Annotated in this window: 12 protein-coding genes; 5 read left to right on the forward strand and 7 right to left on the reverse strand. The window is 63.6% G+C overall.

Going from position 1 to position 16,330, the window contains the following annotated elements; all coding sequences use genetic code 11:
* Positions 1 to 17: 17 nt before the first annotated feature.
* The 4 genes from phaC to PQR27_RS07610 are packed head-to-tail and all read right to left on the reverse strand — an operon-like array spanning position 18 to position 3,777.
* Entirely contained in the window at positions 18 to 1,730 is a 1,713-nt protein-coding gene (phaC, locus tag PQR27_RS07595; protein WP_408397992.1) for a class I poly(R)-hydroxyalkanoic acid synthase, read from the reverse strand.
* Complete coding sequence (locus tag PQR27_RS07600) at positions 1,627 to 2,271, reverse strand: GNAT family N-acetyltransferase (RefSeq protein ID WP_408397994.1); 645 nt, start codon at positions 2,269 to 2,271, stop codon at positions 1,627 to 1,629. Before PQR27_RS07600 ends, phaC begins: the two co-directional genes overlap by 104 nt.
* On the reverse strand, positions 2,272 to 2,841 hold the full coding sequence (locus PQR27_RS07605; protein ID WP_408269069.1) for a DUF2889 domain-containing protein: 570 nt from the start codon (positions 2,839 to 2,841) through the stop codon (positions 2,272 to 2,274).
* A 33-nt stretch (positions 2,842 to 2,874) separates the two neighbouring features.
* Complete coding sequence (locus PQR27_RS07610) at positions 2,875 to 3,777, reverse strand: SDR family oxidoreductase (RefSeq protein ID WP_408511618.1); 903 nt, start codon at positions 3,775 to 3,777, stop codon at positions 2,875 to 2,877.
* A 415-nt stretch (positions 3,778 to 4,192) separates the two neighbouring features.
* Between PQR27_RS07610 and PQR27_RS07615 the strand changes: the two genes are divergently transcribed.
* The 5 genes from PQR27_RS07615 (at position 4,193) to PQR27_RS07635 (ending at position 10,695) form a co-directional block, all read left to right on the forward strand.
* Positions 4,193 to 6,274 carry a 3-hydroxyacyl-CoA dehydrogenase NAD-binding domain-containing protein gene (locus PQR27_RS07615; RefSeq protein ID WP_408226414.1) on the forward strand — a complete coding sequence of 694 codons (2,082 nt, stop codon included), beginning with the start codon at positions 4,193 to 4,195 and terminating at the stop codon, positions 6,272 to 6,274.
* 103 nt (positions 6,275 to 6,377) lie between these two features.
* Complete coding sequence (locus PQR27_RS07620) at positions 6,378 to 7,556, forward strand: acetyl-CoA C-acyltransferase (RefSeq protein WP_408226417.1); 1,179 nt, start codon at positions 6,378 to 6,380, stop codon at positions 7,554 to 7,556.
* A gap of 13 nt (positions 7,557 to 7,569) precedes the next feature.
* On the forward strand, positions 7,570 to 9,432 hold the full coding sequence (locus PQR27_RS07625; RefSeq protein WP_408226420.1) for an acyl-CoA dehydrogenase: 1,863 nt from the start codon (positions 7,570 to 7,572) through the stop codon (positions 9,430 to 9,432).
* 68 nt (positions 9,433 to 9,500) lie between these two features.
* Positions 9,501 to 9,866 (forward strand): transposase, encoded by a 366-nt coding sequence (locus PQR27_RS07630; RefSeq protein WP_408226423.1) that lies wholly within the window; start codon positions 9,501 to 9,503, stop codon positions 9,864 to 9,866.
* Between the two features lie 43 nt (positions 9,867 to 9,909).
* Positions 9,910 to 10,695, forward strand: a complete 786-nt coding sequence (locus PQR27_RS07635) for an SDR family oxidoreductase (RefSeq protein ID WP_408226426.1) — start codon at positions 9,910 to 9,912, stop codon at positions 10,693 to 10,695.
* Between the two features lie 80 nt (positions 10,696 to 10,775).
* Here PQR27_RS07635 and PQR27_RS07640 read toward each other — a convergent pair whose 3' ends face one another.
* The 3 genes from PQR27_RS07640 to PQR27_RS07650 all read right to left on the reverse strand — a co-directional run bounded on the left by PQR27_RS07640 (position 10,776) and on the right by PQR27_RS07650 (position 16,240).
* The gene (locus PQR27_RS07640) at positions 10,776 to 13,478 is read right to left on the reverse strand and encodes a winged helix-turn-helix domain-containing protein (protein ID WP_408226429.1); all 2,703 of its coding nucleotides are present in this window, start codon (positions 13,476 to 13,478) and stop codon (positions 10,776 to 10,778) included.
* 381 nt (positions 13,479 to 13,859) lie between these two features.
* Positions 13,860 to 15,005 (reverse strand): acyl-CoA dehydrogenase family protein, encoded by a 1,146-nt coding sequence (locus PQR27_RS07645; RefSeq protein ID WP_408226432.1) that lies wholly within the window; start codon positions 15,003 to 15,005, stop codon positions 13,860 to 13,862.
* A 122-nt stretch (positions 15,006 to 15,127) separates the two neighbouring features.
* Positions 15,128 to 16,240: a CaiB/BaiF CoA transferase family protein gene (locus PQR27_RS07650; protein ID WP_408226435.1), complete on the reverse strand. Its 1,113-nt coding sequence runs from the start codon at positions 16,238 to 16,240 to the stop codon at positions 15,128 to 15,130.
* Positions 16,241 to 16,330 lie beyond the last annotated feature (90 nt).

Below are 16,330 nucleotides of genomic sequence, written 5' to 3' on the forward strand. Positions count from 1 at the left end.
ATGCCGCCGCGGCATGGCTATCCGCAGCGCGCGCTTACATAGCGGCCAGGCGCCGGCTCGATCGGCTGATAGGCGTCATCGCCCAATCGCGTGCGAGCCGGAACCTTCTCGGCGGCGTGCCGGCGCAGCCATTGGCTCCAGTGTGTCCACCAGCTTCCTGGCTTCTGTTTCGCAAGCGCGAGCCACTCGTCCGCGTTGTCGGCCTGGTTGCCACCAGTCCAGTAATGGCGCTTGTTCACGGACGGAGGGTTGATGACCCCGGCGATGTGGCCGCTCGCGGCCAGCACGAACTGCGGCTTGCCGCCAAGCAGGTGTACGGTTCGCCATGCGGACCGCCATGGGACGATATGGTCGCCTTGGGCCGCGAGAACATAGCTCGGGACATCGATCGCGCCGAGGTTCACCGGCTGGCCGCACATCACGAGCTTGCCCGGCACGCGCAGGTTGTTCTCCAGGTACGTGTTACGCAGCAGCCACGCAACCATCGGCCCCGGCAGATTGGTGGCGTCGGCATTCCAGTACAACAGGTCGAACGCGTCGGGCGTTTGTCCCTTCAGATAGTTGTTGGCGACATAGGGCCACAGCAGATCGTTCGCGCGCAACATCTGGAATACGAACGCCAACGACTTGCCGGAATGGATGCCACCCTGGCCGATCGTCAGTTCGCTTTGCCTGACACTTTCCTCGTCGATGAACGCGCCCAGGTCACCCGGTTCGTCGAAATCGAGCAGGGTCGTGAGCAAGGTCATGCTCGCTACCGTTTCGTCGCCGCGCGCGCGCAGGATCGCCAGTGCCGAGGAGAGCATCGTGCCACCGACGCACCAGCCGAGCGTGTTGACCTTGTCCGCGCCGCTGATCGCCTGCGCTATCTCGATCGCCTTCATCACGGCGTGTTCGAGGTAATCGTCCCAGGTCGTATGCTGCATGTCCTCGCCTGGGTTGCGCCATGAAATCACGAAGACGGTGTAGCCCTGCTCGCACGCATAGCGCACGAAGGAGTTTTTCGGCTGGAGGTCGAGAATGTAGAACTTGTTCACGCACGGCGGCACCACGACGAGCGGGCGCGCGGCGACCTGCGTGGTGAGCGGCCGGTACTGGATCAATTGCATGAGCTCGCACTCGAACACGACCGCACCCTCGGAGACCGCGACGTTGCGGCCTACCTCGAATGCCGTCTCGTCGGTGATCGCAATCTGGCCGCGTGCCAGGTCGTGCAGCAGGTTCGACATGCCGGCACGCAAGCTCTCGCCGTCCGATTGCAGCGCAAGCCGCATCGCCTCGGGATTGGTCGCGGCGAAGTTTGCGGGGCTCATCGAATCGATGAACTGGCGGGAAAAAAAGCGCAGTTTGTGCTTGACCTTGTCGTCGAGTTCCGCGGCTTCGACCATCTCGGCGAGCAGGCGTGAATTGAGCAGGTAAGCCTGCACGAGCGCACTGTACCAGGCGTTGCCGGTCCAATCCTCGCCCTGGAAGCGGCGGTCGTTCGGCTCGGGCGCCGTCATGGGGGGCGCGACGCCATTGCCGCTCGCGTGCGGCGACATCAGAGTGCGCCAAAGCGCCATCTGTTGATTCCAATAGTGTGCACTGGCAAGCGCCAGCGGCGCCGCGTCCGCGTTCGATGCCTCGCTATCCTGGGTTGCTCGCGGGCCAGTCAGCACCTGCGTCCAGTCGTGTGCCAACTTGAAGCATGCCTGAAGCCATTTCTCTGGTGCATTGAAGTGAGACGCCATACAAGTCCCCTCGTGGTTTGATGCAATGGTTGTCCAGAACGGCAATGGGGTCATCCGCCGATGGCAGCGCGAGCCATGCATCGGCCTCGCCGTACGCGCACTGGATCGTCATGCCGGCCTTTCTCGCGATACGCATCATCGCGTCGTTGTCCGACTGAAAATACATCCACAGCGTGTGGAACTGCATGCTGCGAGCGTGAGTAATCGCGTGTTCGAGCAGTGCGCTGCCGATGCCGCGCCCGCGCGCATCTTGCGATACGGATACGCCGAGCTCGGCGGCGCGAGGACGGTCGTTATCGCGCAGCGTCACGAAATGCCCCACGCCGTCCAGCGTCAGCGGACTGTCGTAGACGCCGAACACCGTGTCGCGCTCGAAGTCGATGCCATCCACGTAATGTTTGATCGTCCAGTCGCGCGTCGGCTGATTGAAACGGAGTCGACGGTCTTCGTCGTTGAGGGCGAGAAAATGCGCGAGTAATGCCCGGCGCGATTGCTCGGTCAGCACACGCCAGCTGGTTCGATTGGTTTGCGCGTTCCACATTCAGACCACCGGACCGCTGCAATCCTGCTCGCGCCGCTGCTCGGACCAGAGTATTTTTGCCGCCTCGCCATCGCTCCGATAGCTGTGACAGCTATTGATGATCGTCACGTCTTTTTTAAGGCTTGCGGGCCAGTCGGGCGACGCGCGCTCGATAGCCAAGCTCGCCTGCACGGCGGTCGTCGCCATTGTTCCGAGTATCAGTTCGGTCAGATGCGTGCAACCGTGCATGCCGCCGACGCGAGCCTTGACCTGCGTTCGCCAGCCCGCACCGATTTGCAGACCGGCGAGCGCTGCATAGGCGGACTCGATCTTCGGGCAGTAAGGCGTCGGGGTTGCGCGCATCTGCGCGGTGACGGCCTGGACGACCAGCTTCTGGTTCACCGTCATGAGGATGCGCATGTCGTGAATCGGCATGCCGGCGGGCAGGATCTTGAAGAAAAGATCTGTTCCGTCTGGCGTGATGTCTCTCAACTCTGCTTCGATGTCAATCAGCCCGTCGCTGCGCTGATACGCATGACAGGCGACATGGCGGGTATGAAGAAGCTTTCGCGCGACAGCGGTCGGGTTCATATCGGATATCCGTGGACAGCAATGACGCGTGCGCTAGCCGCGCAAGGCTTTGACCAGCTTTTCGCGCACTTGCGGATGGCCGGCGAACGGGTCACCGGGGTTGCACTGTCCGATCATGCGTTTGAAGCGCTCCTCCACGAGCGCCATTACATTGAGATCCGAGTAGATATAGAAGTCCCGCATCCGGACGGCGTCGAACGTTATCTGGGCGATTTCTTCCACGCTGATCTTTGCGGAGCTGACCGACTTCTCGGACATCGCTTGCGCGACAAGCTGTGAGCGCGTCGGCGTTTCAGCGTTGGCAAGCTCGGCGGGACGATTGCGGCGCGACTGGCTGAATGCGGTCGGCACGAAGTACGGACACAACGCCGAACAGTGCACCTGATCGGTCACGAGGCCGAGGTCGTGATAAAGCGTCTCGGTGAGGGCAACCACCGCATGCTTGGAGACGTTGTACACGCCCATCGACGGTCCGTTGACGAGACCGGCCATCGATGCGGTATTGACGATATGGCCTTCATAGGCCGGATCGCGCGCGGCGGCGGCGAGCATCAAGGGCGTGAATATCCGCACACCATGAATGACGCTCTTCAAATTCACGCCCAGCACCCAGTCCCAATCTTTTTCGGTGTTCTCCCACACGAGGCCGCCCGCGCCCACGCCAGCGTTGTTGAACAACAGATTGACCTCGCCGAACGCGTCGATCGCGGCGTCGGCGAGCGCCTGTACCTGATCGGCACTCGACACATCGGTACGCACGCCGATCACGGCCGCACCCTGGTCACGGCGTGTTTTCACGGTGGCGTGCAGTGCGTCCTCCTGGATGTCGGCCAGCACGAGCTTCATGCCCAGGGCCGCGCCGGCCTCGGCGAATGCCTTGCCGAAGCCCGATGCAGCGCCGGTAATCACGGCAACCCTGTTCTGAAACTGCTTCATTGCGTTGTCCTGCCTGGTTGCATGTCGGGAATGTCGAGCTCAGCGAGCGCTTCAGGTTGCAACGCGGCAACGCGCCTGCACACGCAGGATAGGGCGTGTCGGGTGTGGCGCCGCCTTCCCTTTGGAGGGGGGCGGCTGCGAACGCGGCCTGGTTGGCGGATTGCGCGGCGGGTCGCCGCGAAACCGGGCATCGGTGGGACGCATGTCCGCGTCTGGCGAACTGAACGGCAGTTCGCCGGCGCCCCCTAGAAAGGGAGGGGGAAATTGCGTCTGACGCCTGCCTATCATGTGCCCGGATCTCACGTGCGACACACGCCGCAGCTTTCGCCGCCGCGCCGAACGGCTTCGCATGACAAAACGGATGAAGTCGACCCTCCCGATCCCGGGAGAAACTCAAGACATCAAAGGAACCAGCATGACAGCGCAGTATCAGTCCCATGACGGCATTGCCGTCATCACGCTCGACAATCCTCCTGTCAACGGACTGGGCCACAGCACCCGGGTGGGCATCGTCGAAGGGATGACTCGAGCGCTGGACGATGCGACCGTCAAGGCGATTGTGATCACCGGTGCCGGCAAGGCATTCTCGGGCGGCGCGGATATCCGCGAGTTCGGTACACCAAAGGCGATGCAGGAGCCGAGCCTGCAAACGGTCATCGATACGATTGAGGCTTCGCCAAAGCCGGTGGTGGCTGCAATTCATGCGGTGGCGATGGGCGGCGGCCTCGAGCTGGCGCTAGGCTGCCACTACCGCGTGACGGCAAAGGGCGCGCAGATCGCCCTGCCGGAAGTCAATCTTGGCCTGCTGCCAGGCGCCGGCGGGACGCAGCGCTTGCCGCGCGTGATCGGCCTCGAGGCGGCTTTGAACATGATCACGTCAGGCAATGCGATCCCGTCCGAGAAGTTTGCCGATACGAAGCTATTCGACCACGTCGCCAGTGACGACGTGCTACCCGCTGCAGTGAAGTTCGCTCGGAACGTCGCCGCCGCGCCGGGCCAGCATCCGCAGGTACGAAACCTGAAGGTGCAGCACAAGAACGCTGAAGGCTACCTCGGATTCGCGCGCAGCACGCTCGCGGCGACATCGCAGCATTTCCCGGCACCGCTCAAATGCGTCGACGCGGTCGCGGCTTCCCTCAAGCCGTTCGAACAGGGCATGAAAGACGAGCGCGATGGCTTCCTGTATCTGCTCTCTACGCCTGAATCGCGGGCCTTGCGTCATGCGTTCCTCGCCGGGCGCGCCGCGAGCAAGATTCCCGATGTGCCGGGCGACACGCCCACCCGCAAGATCGCGAAGGTGGCCGTGATCGGCGCGGGCACCATGGGTGGCGGCATCAGCATGAACTTCCTGAACGCGGGCATCCCCGTGACGATGCTGGAAATGAAGTCCGATGCGCTGGAGCGCGGCGTGGCGACGATCCGCCGCAACTACGAGAGCAGCGCGAAAAAGGGCAAGCTCACCCAGGACGACGTCGAGCAGCGCATGAACCTGCTGCGCACGACGCTCTCCTATGACGACATCGGCGACGCCGATCTCGTCATCGAAGCGGTGTTCGAGGAAATGGGTGTGAAGGAAGCGGTCTTCAGGAAACTCGACGGGGTCATGAAACAGGGGGCGATCCTCGCTTCGAACACCTCGACGCTGGACGTGAACACAATCGCCTCGTTCACGACGCGTCCTCAGGACGTGGTCGGCATGCACTTCTTCAGCCCGGCCAACGTGATGAAGCTTCTCGAAGTGGTCCGCGGCGAGAAAACCGGCAAGGATGTGCTTGCCACCGTCATGCAGCTCGGTAAGAAGATCAAAAAGGTCGCCGTTGTGGCCGGCGTGTGCGACGGTTTCATCGGCAACCGCATGCTCGAGCAGTACAGCCGCCAGGCGGGCTTCCTGCTGGACGAAGGCGCGTTGCCCGAACAGGTTGACCGCGCGATCGAGACATTCGGTTTCGCCATGGGCCCGTTCCGCATGATCGACATGGCGGGCAACGATATCGGCTGGGCGATCCGCAAACGGCGCGCCATCGAGCAGCCCGAGTTCACCTACTCGAAGACCGGCGACCTGCTGTGCGAGGCGGGGCGCTTTGGCCAGAAGGCCGGCGCAGGATGGTACGACTACGAGCCGGGCGATCGCAAGGCGTATCCGAGTCCGCAGGTCAACGAAATGATCGTGCGTCACTCGAAGGATCTGGGGATCGCGCGCCGCAAGATTTCCGATGCAGAAATCGTCGAGCGGCTGGTGTTCGCACTCGTCAACGAAGGCGCACTGATTCTCGAGGAAGGCATCGCGTCGAAGGCATCGGACATCGACATGGTCTATCTGAGCGGCTACGGCTTTCCGCAGTTCCGCGGCGGCCCGATGCTGTATGCGGATCAGTTCGGCCTCTACAACGTCGCGCAGGCGATCCAGCGTTGCGCGAAGGGTTATCGCGGAGAAGCATGGCAGGTCGCGCCGCTGCTGCAGAAGCTGGCGGACGAAGGCAAGGGCTTCAACGATTGAGCGTGTCCGCTGCTGCATGCCGGCGCGCAGGTCACGGATGCCATGCATCCCGCGCTGCGGCTGCCGGCCAGTAACCCTATCAAAGCACACCCAGGAACAACACATGAATGAAGCAGTCATCGTATCCACCGCGCGCACCGGCTTGGCAAAGAGCTGGAAGGGCGCCCTCAACATGACCCACGGCGCCACGATGGGCGGCCATGTGGTGAAGCACGCAATCGAGCGCGCCGGCATTGAGGCTGGCGAAGTGGAGGACGTGCTGATGGGTTGCGCGAATCCCGAGGGCGCGACGGGCGGCAATATCGGGCGGCAGATCGCCCTGCGCGCGGGCTGCCCGGCGACGGTGCCGGGTGCGACGGTCAACCGCTTCTGCTCGTCGGGCCTGCAGGCCATTGCGATGGCTGCGCAGCGCGTGATCGCGGACGAAGGCGACATTTTCGTGGCGGGCGGCGTCGAAAGCATTTCGTGGACGCAGCGGCAGATGAATCAGCACATGGCGAGCGACCCGTGGCTGGTGCAGCATAAGCCGGAAATCTACTGGAGCATGCTGCAGACCGCCGAGACCGTGGCCAAGCGCTATGAGATCTCGCGCGAGCGCCAGGACGAGTACGGTGCGCGCAGCCAGCAACGGGCGGCCGCTGCGCAACAGGCGGGCCGCTTCAATGACGAGATCGTGCCGATCACGGTGCTGGCCGGCGTGACCGACAAGGTCACCGGCGAGATCGTGACGCGCGAAGTGACGCTCGCGGCCGACGAAGGTATCCGCGGCGACACCACGCTCGAAGGCGTGGCGAAGATCCGCACCGCGATGCCTGGCGGTGTCATTTCGGCAGGCAATGCATCGCAGTTCTCGGATGGCGCGTCGGCCGCCGTGGTGATGAACGCACGGGTGGCGGCCGCGCGCGGCCTGCAGCCGCTCGGCGTGTTCCGTGGCTTCGCGGTGGCGGGCTGCGAGCCCGACGAAATGGGTATTGGTCCGGTGTTCGCGGTGCCCAAGCTGCTGAAGAAGGCTGGCCTCAAGGTCGAGGACATCGGCCTGTGGGAGCTGAACGAAGCATTCGCGGTGCAGGTGCTGTATTGCGCCGACCAGCTCGGCATCCCGATGGAGCGCCTGAACGTCAATGGCGGCGCGATTGCGGTGGGCCATCCGTTTGGCGTATCGGGCGCGCGCCTCGTCGGCCACGCGCTGATCGAAGGCAAGCGCCGCGGCGTGAAGTACGTGGTGGTTACGATGTGTATCGGCGGCGGCCAGGGTGCGGCCGGCCTGTTCGAAGTGCTTTGAACGGGATCTCCGTATGTCGCTGATCCTGTCCCGCCGTGATCTGGATTTCATGCTGTACGAGTGGCTTCGGGTCGAGGCGCTGACGGAGATCCCGCGCTACGCCGACCACTCGCGCGAAACTTTCGACGCCGCGCTTGATACCTGCGAAAAGATCGCCACTGAACTGTTCGCGACGCATAACAAGAAGAGCGACCAGCACGAGCCGCATTTCGACGGCGAAACGGTTAGCCTCATTCCTGAGGTCAAGACTGCGCTCGACGCGTTCAGTGCGGCAGGTCTGATGGCCGCGGGCCAGGATTACGAACTCGGTGGCATGCAGTTGCCGCTGGTGGTCGAGAAGGCTGGCTTCGCCTGGTTCATGGCCGGTAACGTCGGCACGGCGGGCTATCCGTTCCTGACGATTGGCAATGCCAACCTGTTGCTCACCTACGGCACGCCCGCGCAGATCGACGCGTTCGTGCGGCCTGAGATGGACGGCCGTTTCTTCGGGACGATGTGCCTGTCCGAGCCGCAGGCGGGCTCGTCGCTGTCGGACATCACGACGCGCGCCGAGTATGAGGTCGAGTCGCCGCTCGGCGTGCAATACCGGCTGCGTGGCAACAAGATGTGGATCTCGGGCGGCGAACACGAACTGTCCGGGAACATCGTACATCTGGTGCTGGCCAAGATTCCTGGTCCGGACGGCAGGCTGATTTCGGGCGTGAAGGGCATCTCGCTTTTTATCGTACCCAAGTACCTCGTCAATGATGATGGCTCGCTCGGCGAGCACAACGATGTGGTGCTCGCCGGTCTCAATCACAAGATGGGCCATCGTGGCACGACCAACTGCCTGCTGAATTTCGGCGAAGGCATCAAATATCGGCCGGACGGCAAGGCTGGCGCGATTGGTTATCTGGTCGGCGAGCCGGGTCAGGGGCTCGCCTGTATGTTCCACATGATGAACGAGGCGCGCATCGGCGTGGGGCTGGGTGCGGCGACGCTCGGCTATACCGGCTACCTGCATGCGCTCGACTACGCGCGCAACCGGCCCCAGGGACGCACCGCCGGCCGTGGCGGCAAGGACCCGGCCAGCCCGCAGGCGAAGCTGGTCGAGCATGCTGATATTCGCCGCATGCTGCTCGCGCAGAAGAGCTACGCGGAGGGCGCGCTGGCGCTGAATCTATATTGCGCCAAGCGGGTGGACGAAGAACGCGCGGCGCACGCGGCGGGCGACGCACAGGCGTGTGAGCGGGCGACGCTATTGCTCGACATCCTGACGCCCATCGCCAAAAGCTGGCCGTCGCAATGGTGCCTGGAAGCGAACAGTCTCGCGATTCAGGTGCACGGCGGTTACGGCTACACCCGCGAGTACAACGTCGAGCAGTTTTACCGCGACAACCGTCTCAACCCGATTCACGAAGGCACGCACGGCATCCAGGGACTGGATTTGCTTGGCCGCAAGGTGGTGTTGAAGGAGGGGGCCGCCCTTGGGATTCTCCGCGACACGATGCAAGCCGCCGTTGAATGCGCGCGTGCTTGTGCGGACGCGGCGTTGAACGAATATGCCGGTGTGCTCGATTCCGCTACCGCCCGCCTCGCGCAGGTGACGCGGCAACTGTGGGCGGCGGGGGAACCCGCATTGACGCTCGCCAACGCGTCCTTGTACCTGGAAGCGTTCGGCCATGTGGTGATGGCGTGGGTGTGGCTGGAGCAGGCCCTTGTCGCGAGTGCTGCGCTTGCTGGCGGCAAGCATGCACAGGACGATGCTTTCTACCGCGGCAAGCTCGCCGCCGCGGCTTATTTCTTTCGCTGGGAGCTGCCCCGCGTGACAGCGCAGTTTGATCTGCTTGCAAGTCTCGATCGAACCACGCTCGACATGCAGGACGCCTGGTTCTAAATGAGCGCCTTCGATGCTGAAGTGATCGCTAGCAGATCAGGCACGAGGCGAGCTCAAGGAGTCCCTTTTTGAACGCTGTACAGCAATACGCGGAAAAGTGCGTCACAGATATTCTCCTATCAGATGCTGACTGGGCGCGCGTCGAACATCTGTTTCCAGGGCCGACTCGGGGACCTGGGCGACCCCGTCGAGATTGTCGCGGAATATTGAATGCGATTCTCTGGGTGCAGCAAAACGGCGAGAAGTGGCATAGGCTGCCGTCCATTTTTCCGGCCCAGCAGACGTGCTACGTGAAGTACCTGGCATGGCGCCGCGCGGGGCTTCTTCAACGCGTCGCCGAACTCATTGATGTGAAGTCGCTTGATCACTCAGCGACTGGCCGATGTGACGGGGTGGTTGACGCGGCCGCGTCGTTGTCGAGACGTCGATTGTAAAGACGCTCAACAAGAGCCTACGGCTCTACAAAAGGAAAATCATATGCATACCGTAAAGCAGCTCTTCGACCTGAAGGGTAAGACGGCGCTTATTACCGGCGGCTCGCGCGGGCTTGGCCTGCAGATCGCGGAGGCACTCGGGGAGCAGGGCGCCCGCCTCGTGATATCGGCACGCAAGACAGACGAACTGCAGGCCGCTCAGGCGCATTTACAGGCGCGTGGCATCGTGGTCGACTGGGTCGCCGCCGACGCTGCGCGCGACGACGATATTGCGCGTCTTGCCGACGAAGCGCTCGCAACGCTCGGGCGCGTCGACATCCTGGTGAACAATGCCGGCGCCGTGTGGGGCGCGCCGGCCGAGGACCACACCGTCGAAGCCTGGGACAAAGTGATGGACCTGAACATCCGCGGCCTGTTTTTGCTGACGCAACGCATCGGCAGGCGTTCGATGATTCCCCGCCGCTACGGACGGATCATCAATGTCGCATCGATATCCGGCCTCAGGGGCAACGTGCCGGGCCGCATGGAGACGATCGCCTACAACACGTCGAAGGGCGCGGTGGTCAACTTCACACGCGCGCTGGCAGGCGAGTGGGGCGAGCACAACATCACGGTGAACGCACTGGCGCCGGGCTTTTTCCCGTCGAAGATGACGAGCGGCTCGCTCGCTCGCATGGACATGGATGCCGTATGCGCGGGCATCCCTCTGCGACGGCTTGGCGACGACGGCGACCTGAAGGGTGCGGCGCTGCTATTCGCGAGCGATGCCGGCAAGCACATCACCGGCCAGATTCTCGCGGTGGATGGTGGGGTAACGGCGGTCGCGTGAACACGGTGTCTGGGCCGTTGTTCGACGCAGGTATTTGCATTGCGTTCGACGCCGTCCCCCGTGAAGGACGGCATTGCTCCCTACTGAATCAGGTCATGCTTGCGCGCCCATACCATCGCGTCATACCGGCTCGACACCCCCAGCTTGGAGAAGATGTTGCGCAGATTCCACTTCACGGTTTCAAGCGTGATGTTCAGTGTGAGCGCGATTCGTTTGTTCGACATCGCCTGGGCCACGAGGCCGAGTATCTCCACTTCGCGCTGAGTCAGCACCGCCTGGTTCCTGGGGGCGTTTGCGCGCCGGCTCCCGCCGGTGGTCGCGTCGGCTGTCGCGGCGTTGGAGAACTTGTCGAGCAGATCTTGCGCGTACTGCATGACGGGCCCTTGCAGCAGCTTCTCCTGCACGAGCCGCGCGAGTGGCTTGCCGACCAACGCGCCTTCGTCGACCAGCGTACGTATGAGGCCGAGTCTGTGGCCGGCTTCGACCGCTTTGGCCATGGAGGCGATTGCTTCTTCTGAGCGCTCCATGTTGTCGAGTGCCGCGCTTTGGAGTATGTCGACAAGCGCAAGCAGCCTGCCGCGACCGAATTGCGCCGCATGGCTGCGCGTGATCTCCAGCGCCGCTAGTGCCCGATCGGGATAATCGGTCAGAACGACACGGGCCCGGGCAAGCGCGGCGACTGCCGGAAACTCCGCGCGGTAACCCTGTTCGGCCGGATGGGCGTGTGCCAGTTCGTCCAGAGAGGCGGACACGTCAGCGGCACGTGCCCGGTCCCCCTTTATCAACAACACTTTGACCTGTTCGGCCAGCATGTGCGCGACCGCGCGTTCCTGGCGGAGGCCGCGCATATGTCCGGCCTGTTGCTGCAGGAAGGACAGCGCTGCCTCGGGGCTTTCCTGCAGGAGGTCGAGACGCGCCCTGCAAAGCGATGCACGGATCATGACCTCCGGCGCGGAGGACTGCAGCAGGCCACGGCGATTGGCGATGGTCTCCCGTGCATCATCGATGCGGTCCAGTTCGTAATAAGCATCGGCGAGGCCGCCGGCGCAAAGGTTCGCGCTGATCGAGCGGCGGCCCAGCGCCTTCACCGAACGCGCGAGTAGCAGGGAACCGGTGCGCTCCGCCTCACGTACTTCGCCGGCGAGCATCAACGTCGTGATGACCGTCGCTTCCGCCACGAGCGCCATGTCATTGTTGCGGTCCGCCAGCGGAATGGGGTGGGCGTCGAGCAGGCGCCTCGCTTTCGCATACTGCCCGGTGGCGCTGTACGCCGAGGCGAGTTCGGCAAGCAGCACGTACTGCAGAAAGGGATTTTCCATCGCGGCATCGCGCTGGGGCTCCAGCAGATCGATGACGCGTTGCATATCGTCGCGCTGGACGGCGATCGCGGCGCGGATCAGCGGCAGGCTGCTGCTGACATCCGGATGCGTAGGGGTGCCGCTTGCGTCCAGATGGGCGAGCCAGCCCTCCGCTTTGGCTGGGCGAGCAGTCAGCGCGACCGTCAGGCAGGCGAGGAAAAGCAGCCTCTGATGCTTGAACAAGGTCTCTTCCGGCAGGCGGTCCAGCAGATGCAGCGTCGGACTCAGATATTCCAGGCTCCATGTTGCGGGGGCGGCGCGCTCGATCACCGAGGTGGCGAACTCCAGATCTTCGCCGAGGCTGGCATGGCGGATCGCTTCTGCAAGGAATCCGTTATCGGCGAACCATCGGCTGCCGCGCCGGTGCAATTCCCGCACTGCAGCGGATCCGCGGCGTTCGAGCCGCGTGGCGAGAAATTCGCCGAATAGCGGATGGAAGCGGTACCAGACTGACCTGTCGTCCGAATCGACCCGAATGATCAGCAGGTTCTCGTCTTCCATGCGCGTCAGCAACTCCGCAGTGTGCGGAATATCCGTGACGGACTCGGCGAGAGACGTATTGAATCTGCGGAAGATCGACAGCGTTTCGGCAAGACCGGCGAGCTCAGGCGGCAGGTGCGCCATGATCTCTTCGGTCAGGTAGGTTTGCAGATCGCTGGATCGCCAGACAAGATGCGGGAGGATCGAACGCGTGTCCGGACGGCTCTTCAGCATGATGACGATCAACTGGAGGCACGATGGCCAGCCGCTCGTCAGCTCCTGAATCAGGCCTAGTTCATCGGCGTTGATCTTGCCTGCACCCAGGTTTTCATCGAGGAAGACGCGCGTTTCTGGCAGGTCGAAGGGCAGTTCGGCGCTATCCAGTTCCACGATCTGATCCATGACTCGCAACCGGCTCAAGCTCAATGGCGGCGTAACGCGTGAAGAAAGCACGAGATGGAGATTGCCCGGGCCATGATCGAGCAGCTTCTGCATGAATTTGTGCGCTGCCGACGCCTCCACCAGGTGATAGTCGTCCAGGATCAGGTAAACGTCGCGCTGAAGCGCCTCGGCGCCCCTGACGATGGCGGCGATCGCCGTATCCATGGCGACTGCGCTGGTGTCCTCGAGCGGCATATCCGTTTCGACCGGAATGCCCAGGCGTTGAAGGGCGGCAAACAGCGCGGCGCAAAAGCCGGCATAGCCGTTGTCGTCAGCGCTCAGGGAGAGCCAGCCGACGTCGGCCCCAGCCTTCAGGCAGGCTTGCCGCCATTGCGCGAGCAGGGTGGTCTTGCCGTAGCCCGCGCTGCCGGTGACAAGGGCGAGCCTGCACTGATGAATACGGTTGAGCTGGGCGAGCAGGTTGGCGCGCGGCAAGTGCTTTGCGCCGATACGAGGGGGAGAGAACTTGGTGGAAACCAGGTGTCTGGTGAATTGCGTGGTCAAGTCGTCACCTAGTCGATGCAACGGATGATTCGCGCGCGAGAGGCAACCGTTTACATCCGTGTTCCGCGCGAATACGTCCTTCCTCTGATTGAGGGGTGCCAAACGGATGAGCGGAAGCTAACTTACCAGCATTCGAACGTCAAGAGAGCGGAGACTGGCCGATATCCCGGAAGAGACCCGTTCCGTGGGGGATCGGCATGGGGGCGACGGCATCCTGAAGGACATCAACGGCGGGCACGTTTGGCGGGATGTCATCGTTATCCCTATGCCCGGTGGCACGGCCTGGGGCTGGCCGGTAATCCTGCCGCGCGCCTTGACGGGGGCCAGGCTTTCGCGTGACCCCAGGCGCCCGAGGACGACAGCGCGCGTTAAGCCAGCGCGTTAAGCCAGGTTACGCGAAATGATCAGCTTCTGGATGTGACTGGTGCCCTCGTAGATCTTGCAGATCCGCACATCGCGCAGATAGCGCTCCACCGGGAAGTCGGTGAGGTATCCGTAACCGCCGTGGATCTGCAGCGCATCCGAGCAGACCTTCTCGGCGATTTCGCTGGCAAACAGCTTGGCGATCGATGCCTCTTTCATGCAGTTGACGCCGGAATCGCGCAACCGCGCGGCGTACAGGCAGTACTGGTACGCGACGTCGACCTGCGCGGCCATATCGGCCAGGTCGAATGCCACGCCCTGGAGCCTGGCAATGGGCGCGCCGTACGCTTCCCGCTCGCCGGCGTACTTGATCGCGGCCTCCAGCGCAGCACGCGCGGCGCCCGCGGCGATAAAGGCGATGCCGATGCGGCCGTCGGCCAGTCCCCCCATCGCCGTGCGATAGCCGTTGCCCTCATCGCCCAAGCGGTTTTCGGCCGGCACGCGGCAATCTTCCAGCGCGATCTGGGCCGTATGCGCCGTGTGCTGACCGAGCTTGCTCTCGATGCGCGTCACGTGATAGCCGGGCTGCTTCGGGTCGATGATGAACGTGGTTGCACCACGTTTTCCGGCTGTTTTGTCGGTGATCGCAAAGACGACGCCGACGCCCGCTTCGCTGCCGTTCGAAATGAACTGCTTGGCGCCGTTCAGGACGTAGTGGTCGCCGTCGCGGCGGGCTGCCGTGCGCAGCGCGGCGGTATCGGAACCGGCATGCGGCTCGGTGAGGAGGAACGCGCCGATCGATTCGCCGCGTGCCATCGCCGGCAGGTAGCGCCGCTTCTGTTCTTCGGTGCCGTGTTCGGCGATGGTCATCGCCGTGAAGTTGTGCACGTGGACGATGGTGGCGAGGCCAGCGTCGACAGCGGCGAACTCGTGCTGTGCCAGACAGAAGTCCAGCACGCCGGCGCCCGTACCGCCGTACTCTTCGGGAATGAGCATGCCGAGAAAGCCCAGTTCCGCCATCGCCTTCAGTTCGCTGTATGGCCATGCCGACGCGGCATCGCGTTGGGCGGCGGTCGGCGCGATGATCTCGGTAGCGACGCGCCGTGCGGAGTCTCGGATCAGGATCTGTTGTTCTGTCAGGAATGCAGTGGATATGTCTGTCATGATTGCCTTGCCTTTATCGAGGGCCTGGTATGGGGTACAAGCGCGTTTTGGGAGCCATCGTCCGCGCCGCGCGGGCGCACGGATCGGCAGCCCCTGCGCTGCGCAGAAAGAGCCTGGCCGGATCAGCGTGCTTGCCAGTCCTTGAGTACCGAGTCGGTATGTTCGCCACGGCGGGGAATTGCGCCGGGGCGGGCGGCAGGCGTGGCGGAGAAGCGGGGCGCCGGGCTGGCCTGCAGGATGCCGCCGTCGCGGGTATAGACCTCGCGGGCCTTCATATGCGGATGCGCCGCCGCTTCGTCGGGAGTCAGCACCGGCGCGAAGCAGGCGTCCGTGCCTTCGAGCAGCGCGCACCATTCGTCGCGCGTGCGGCTTGCAAAGAGTTCGGCGAAACGCTCGCGCAACGTTGGCCAGTTGCGCGAATCGTAGCCGTTGTCGAAGGCGCGATCGTCGGCGACACCCAGCTTCTCGCGTAGTTGCTGGTAAAACTTGGGCTCGAGCGAACCCACCGAAATGAACCCGCCATCGGCGCAGCGGTAGGTGTTGTACCAGTGGGGGCCGTCGAGCAGGCTTTGTCCGCGTGCGGGCGTCATCTTGCCCGAAGCCTGCAGCGTCAGCAGCAGCGTCATCATGTGCGCGGTGCCGTCGACGATAGCGGCATCCACCACCTGACCCTGGCCCGTCGCGCGCGCGCTCATGATGCCGGCCAGCAACCCGACGGCGAGGTACATGGCGCCGCCGCCCACGTCGCCGATGAGGCTTGGCGGCGTGACGGGCGGCTCGCCCGGCTGGCCCGCGTACCACAGGGCGCCAGACAGCGCGATGTAGTTCAGATCGTGTCCCGCCGCATGGGCGAGCGGTCCGCTCTGGCCCCAACCGGTCATCCGGCCGTAAACCAGACGAGGATTGTGCTGCAGACAGACGTCCGGGCCGAGGCCGAGGCGCTCCATCACGCCGGGGCGCATGCCCTCGATCAGCGCATCGCACTGTTCGACCAGTTCCAGCACGGTGCGTACGCCTTCGGGCGTCTTGAGATCCACAGCGATCGAGCGCTTGCCGCGGCTCGCGATGTCATTGTTGCCGACATCCACGCGCTCAGTGTCGGCATTGACGCGATCGACGACCACCACGTCTGCGCCGAGATCGGCGAGCAGCATCCCGCAGAAAGGCCCGGGGCCAATGCCCGCGATTTCCAGTACCCGGATGCCGGTGAGCGGCCCTTGCTTGTTTGACGCCATCGTTTGTCTCGCTATGTTTGTAGTCTGCCTAATGATAGACAGCCGCATGCTGCGGCACACCCCCTCAAGCAGGAGGGGGCGGATGGCGGT

Origin of the sequence: Paraburkholderia fungorum (genome assembly GCF_046027215.1) — a bacterium.
GTDB lineage: Bacteria > Pseudomonadota > Gammaproteobacteria > Burkholderiales > Burkholderiaceae > Paraburkholderia > Paraburkholderia fungorum_D.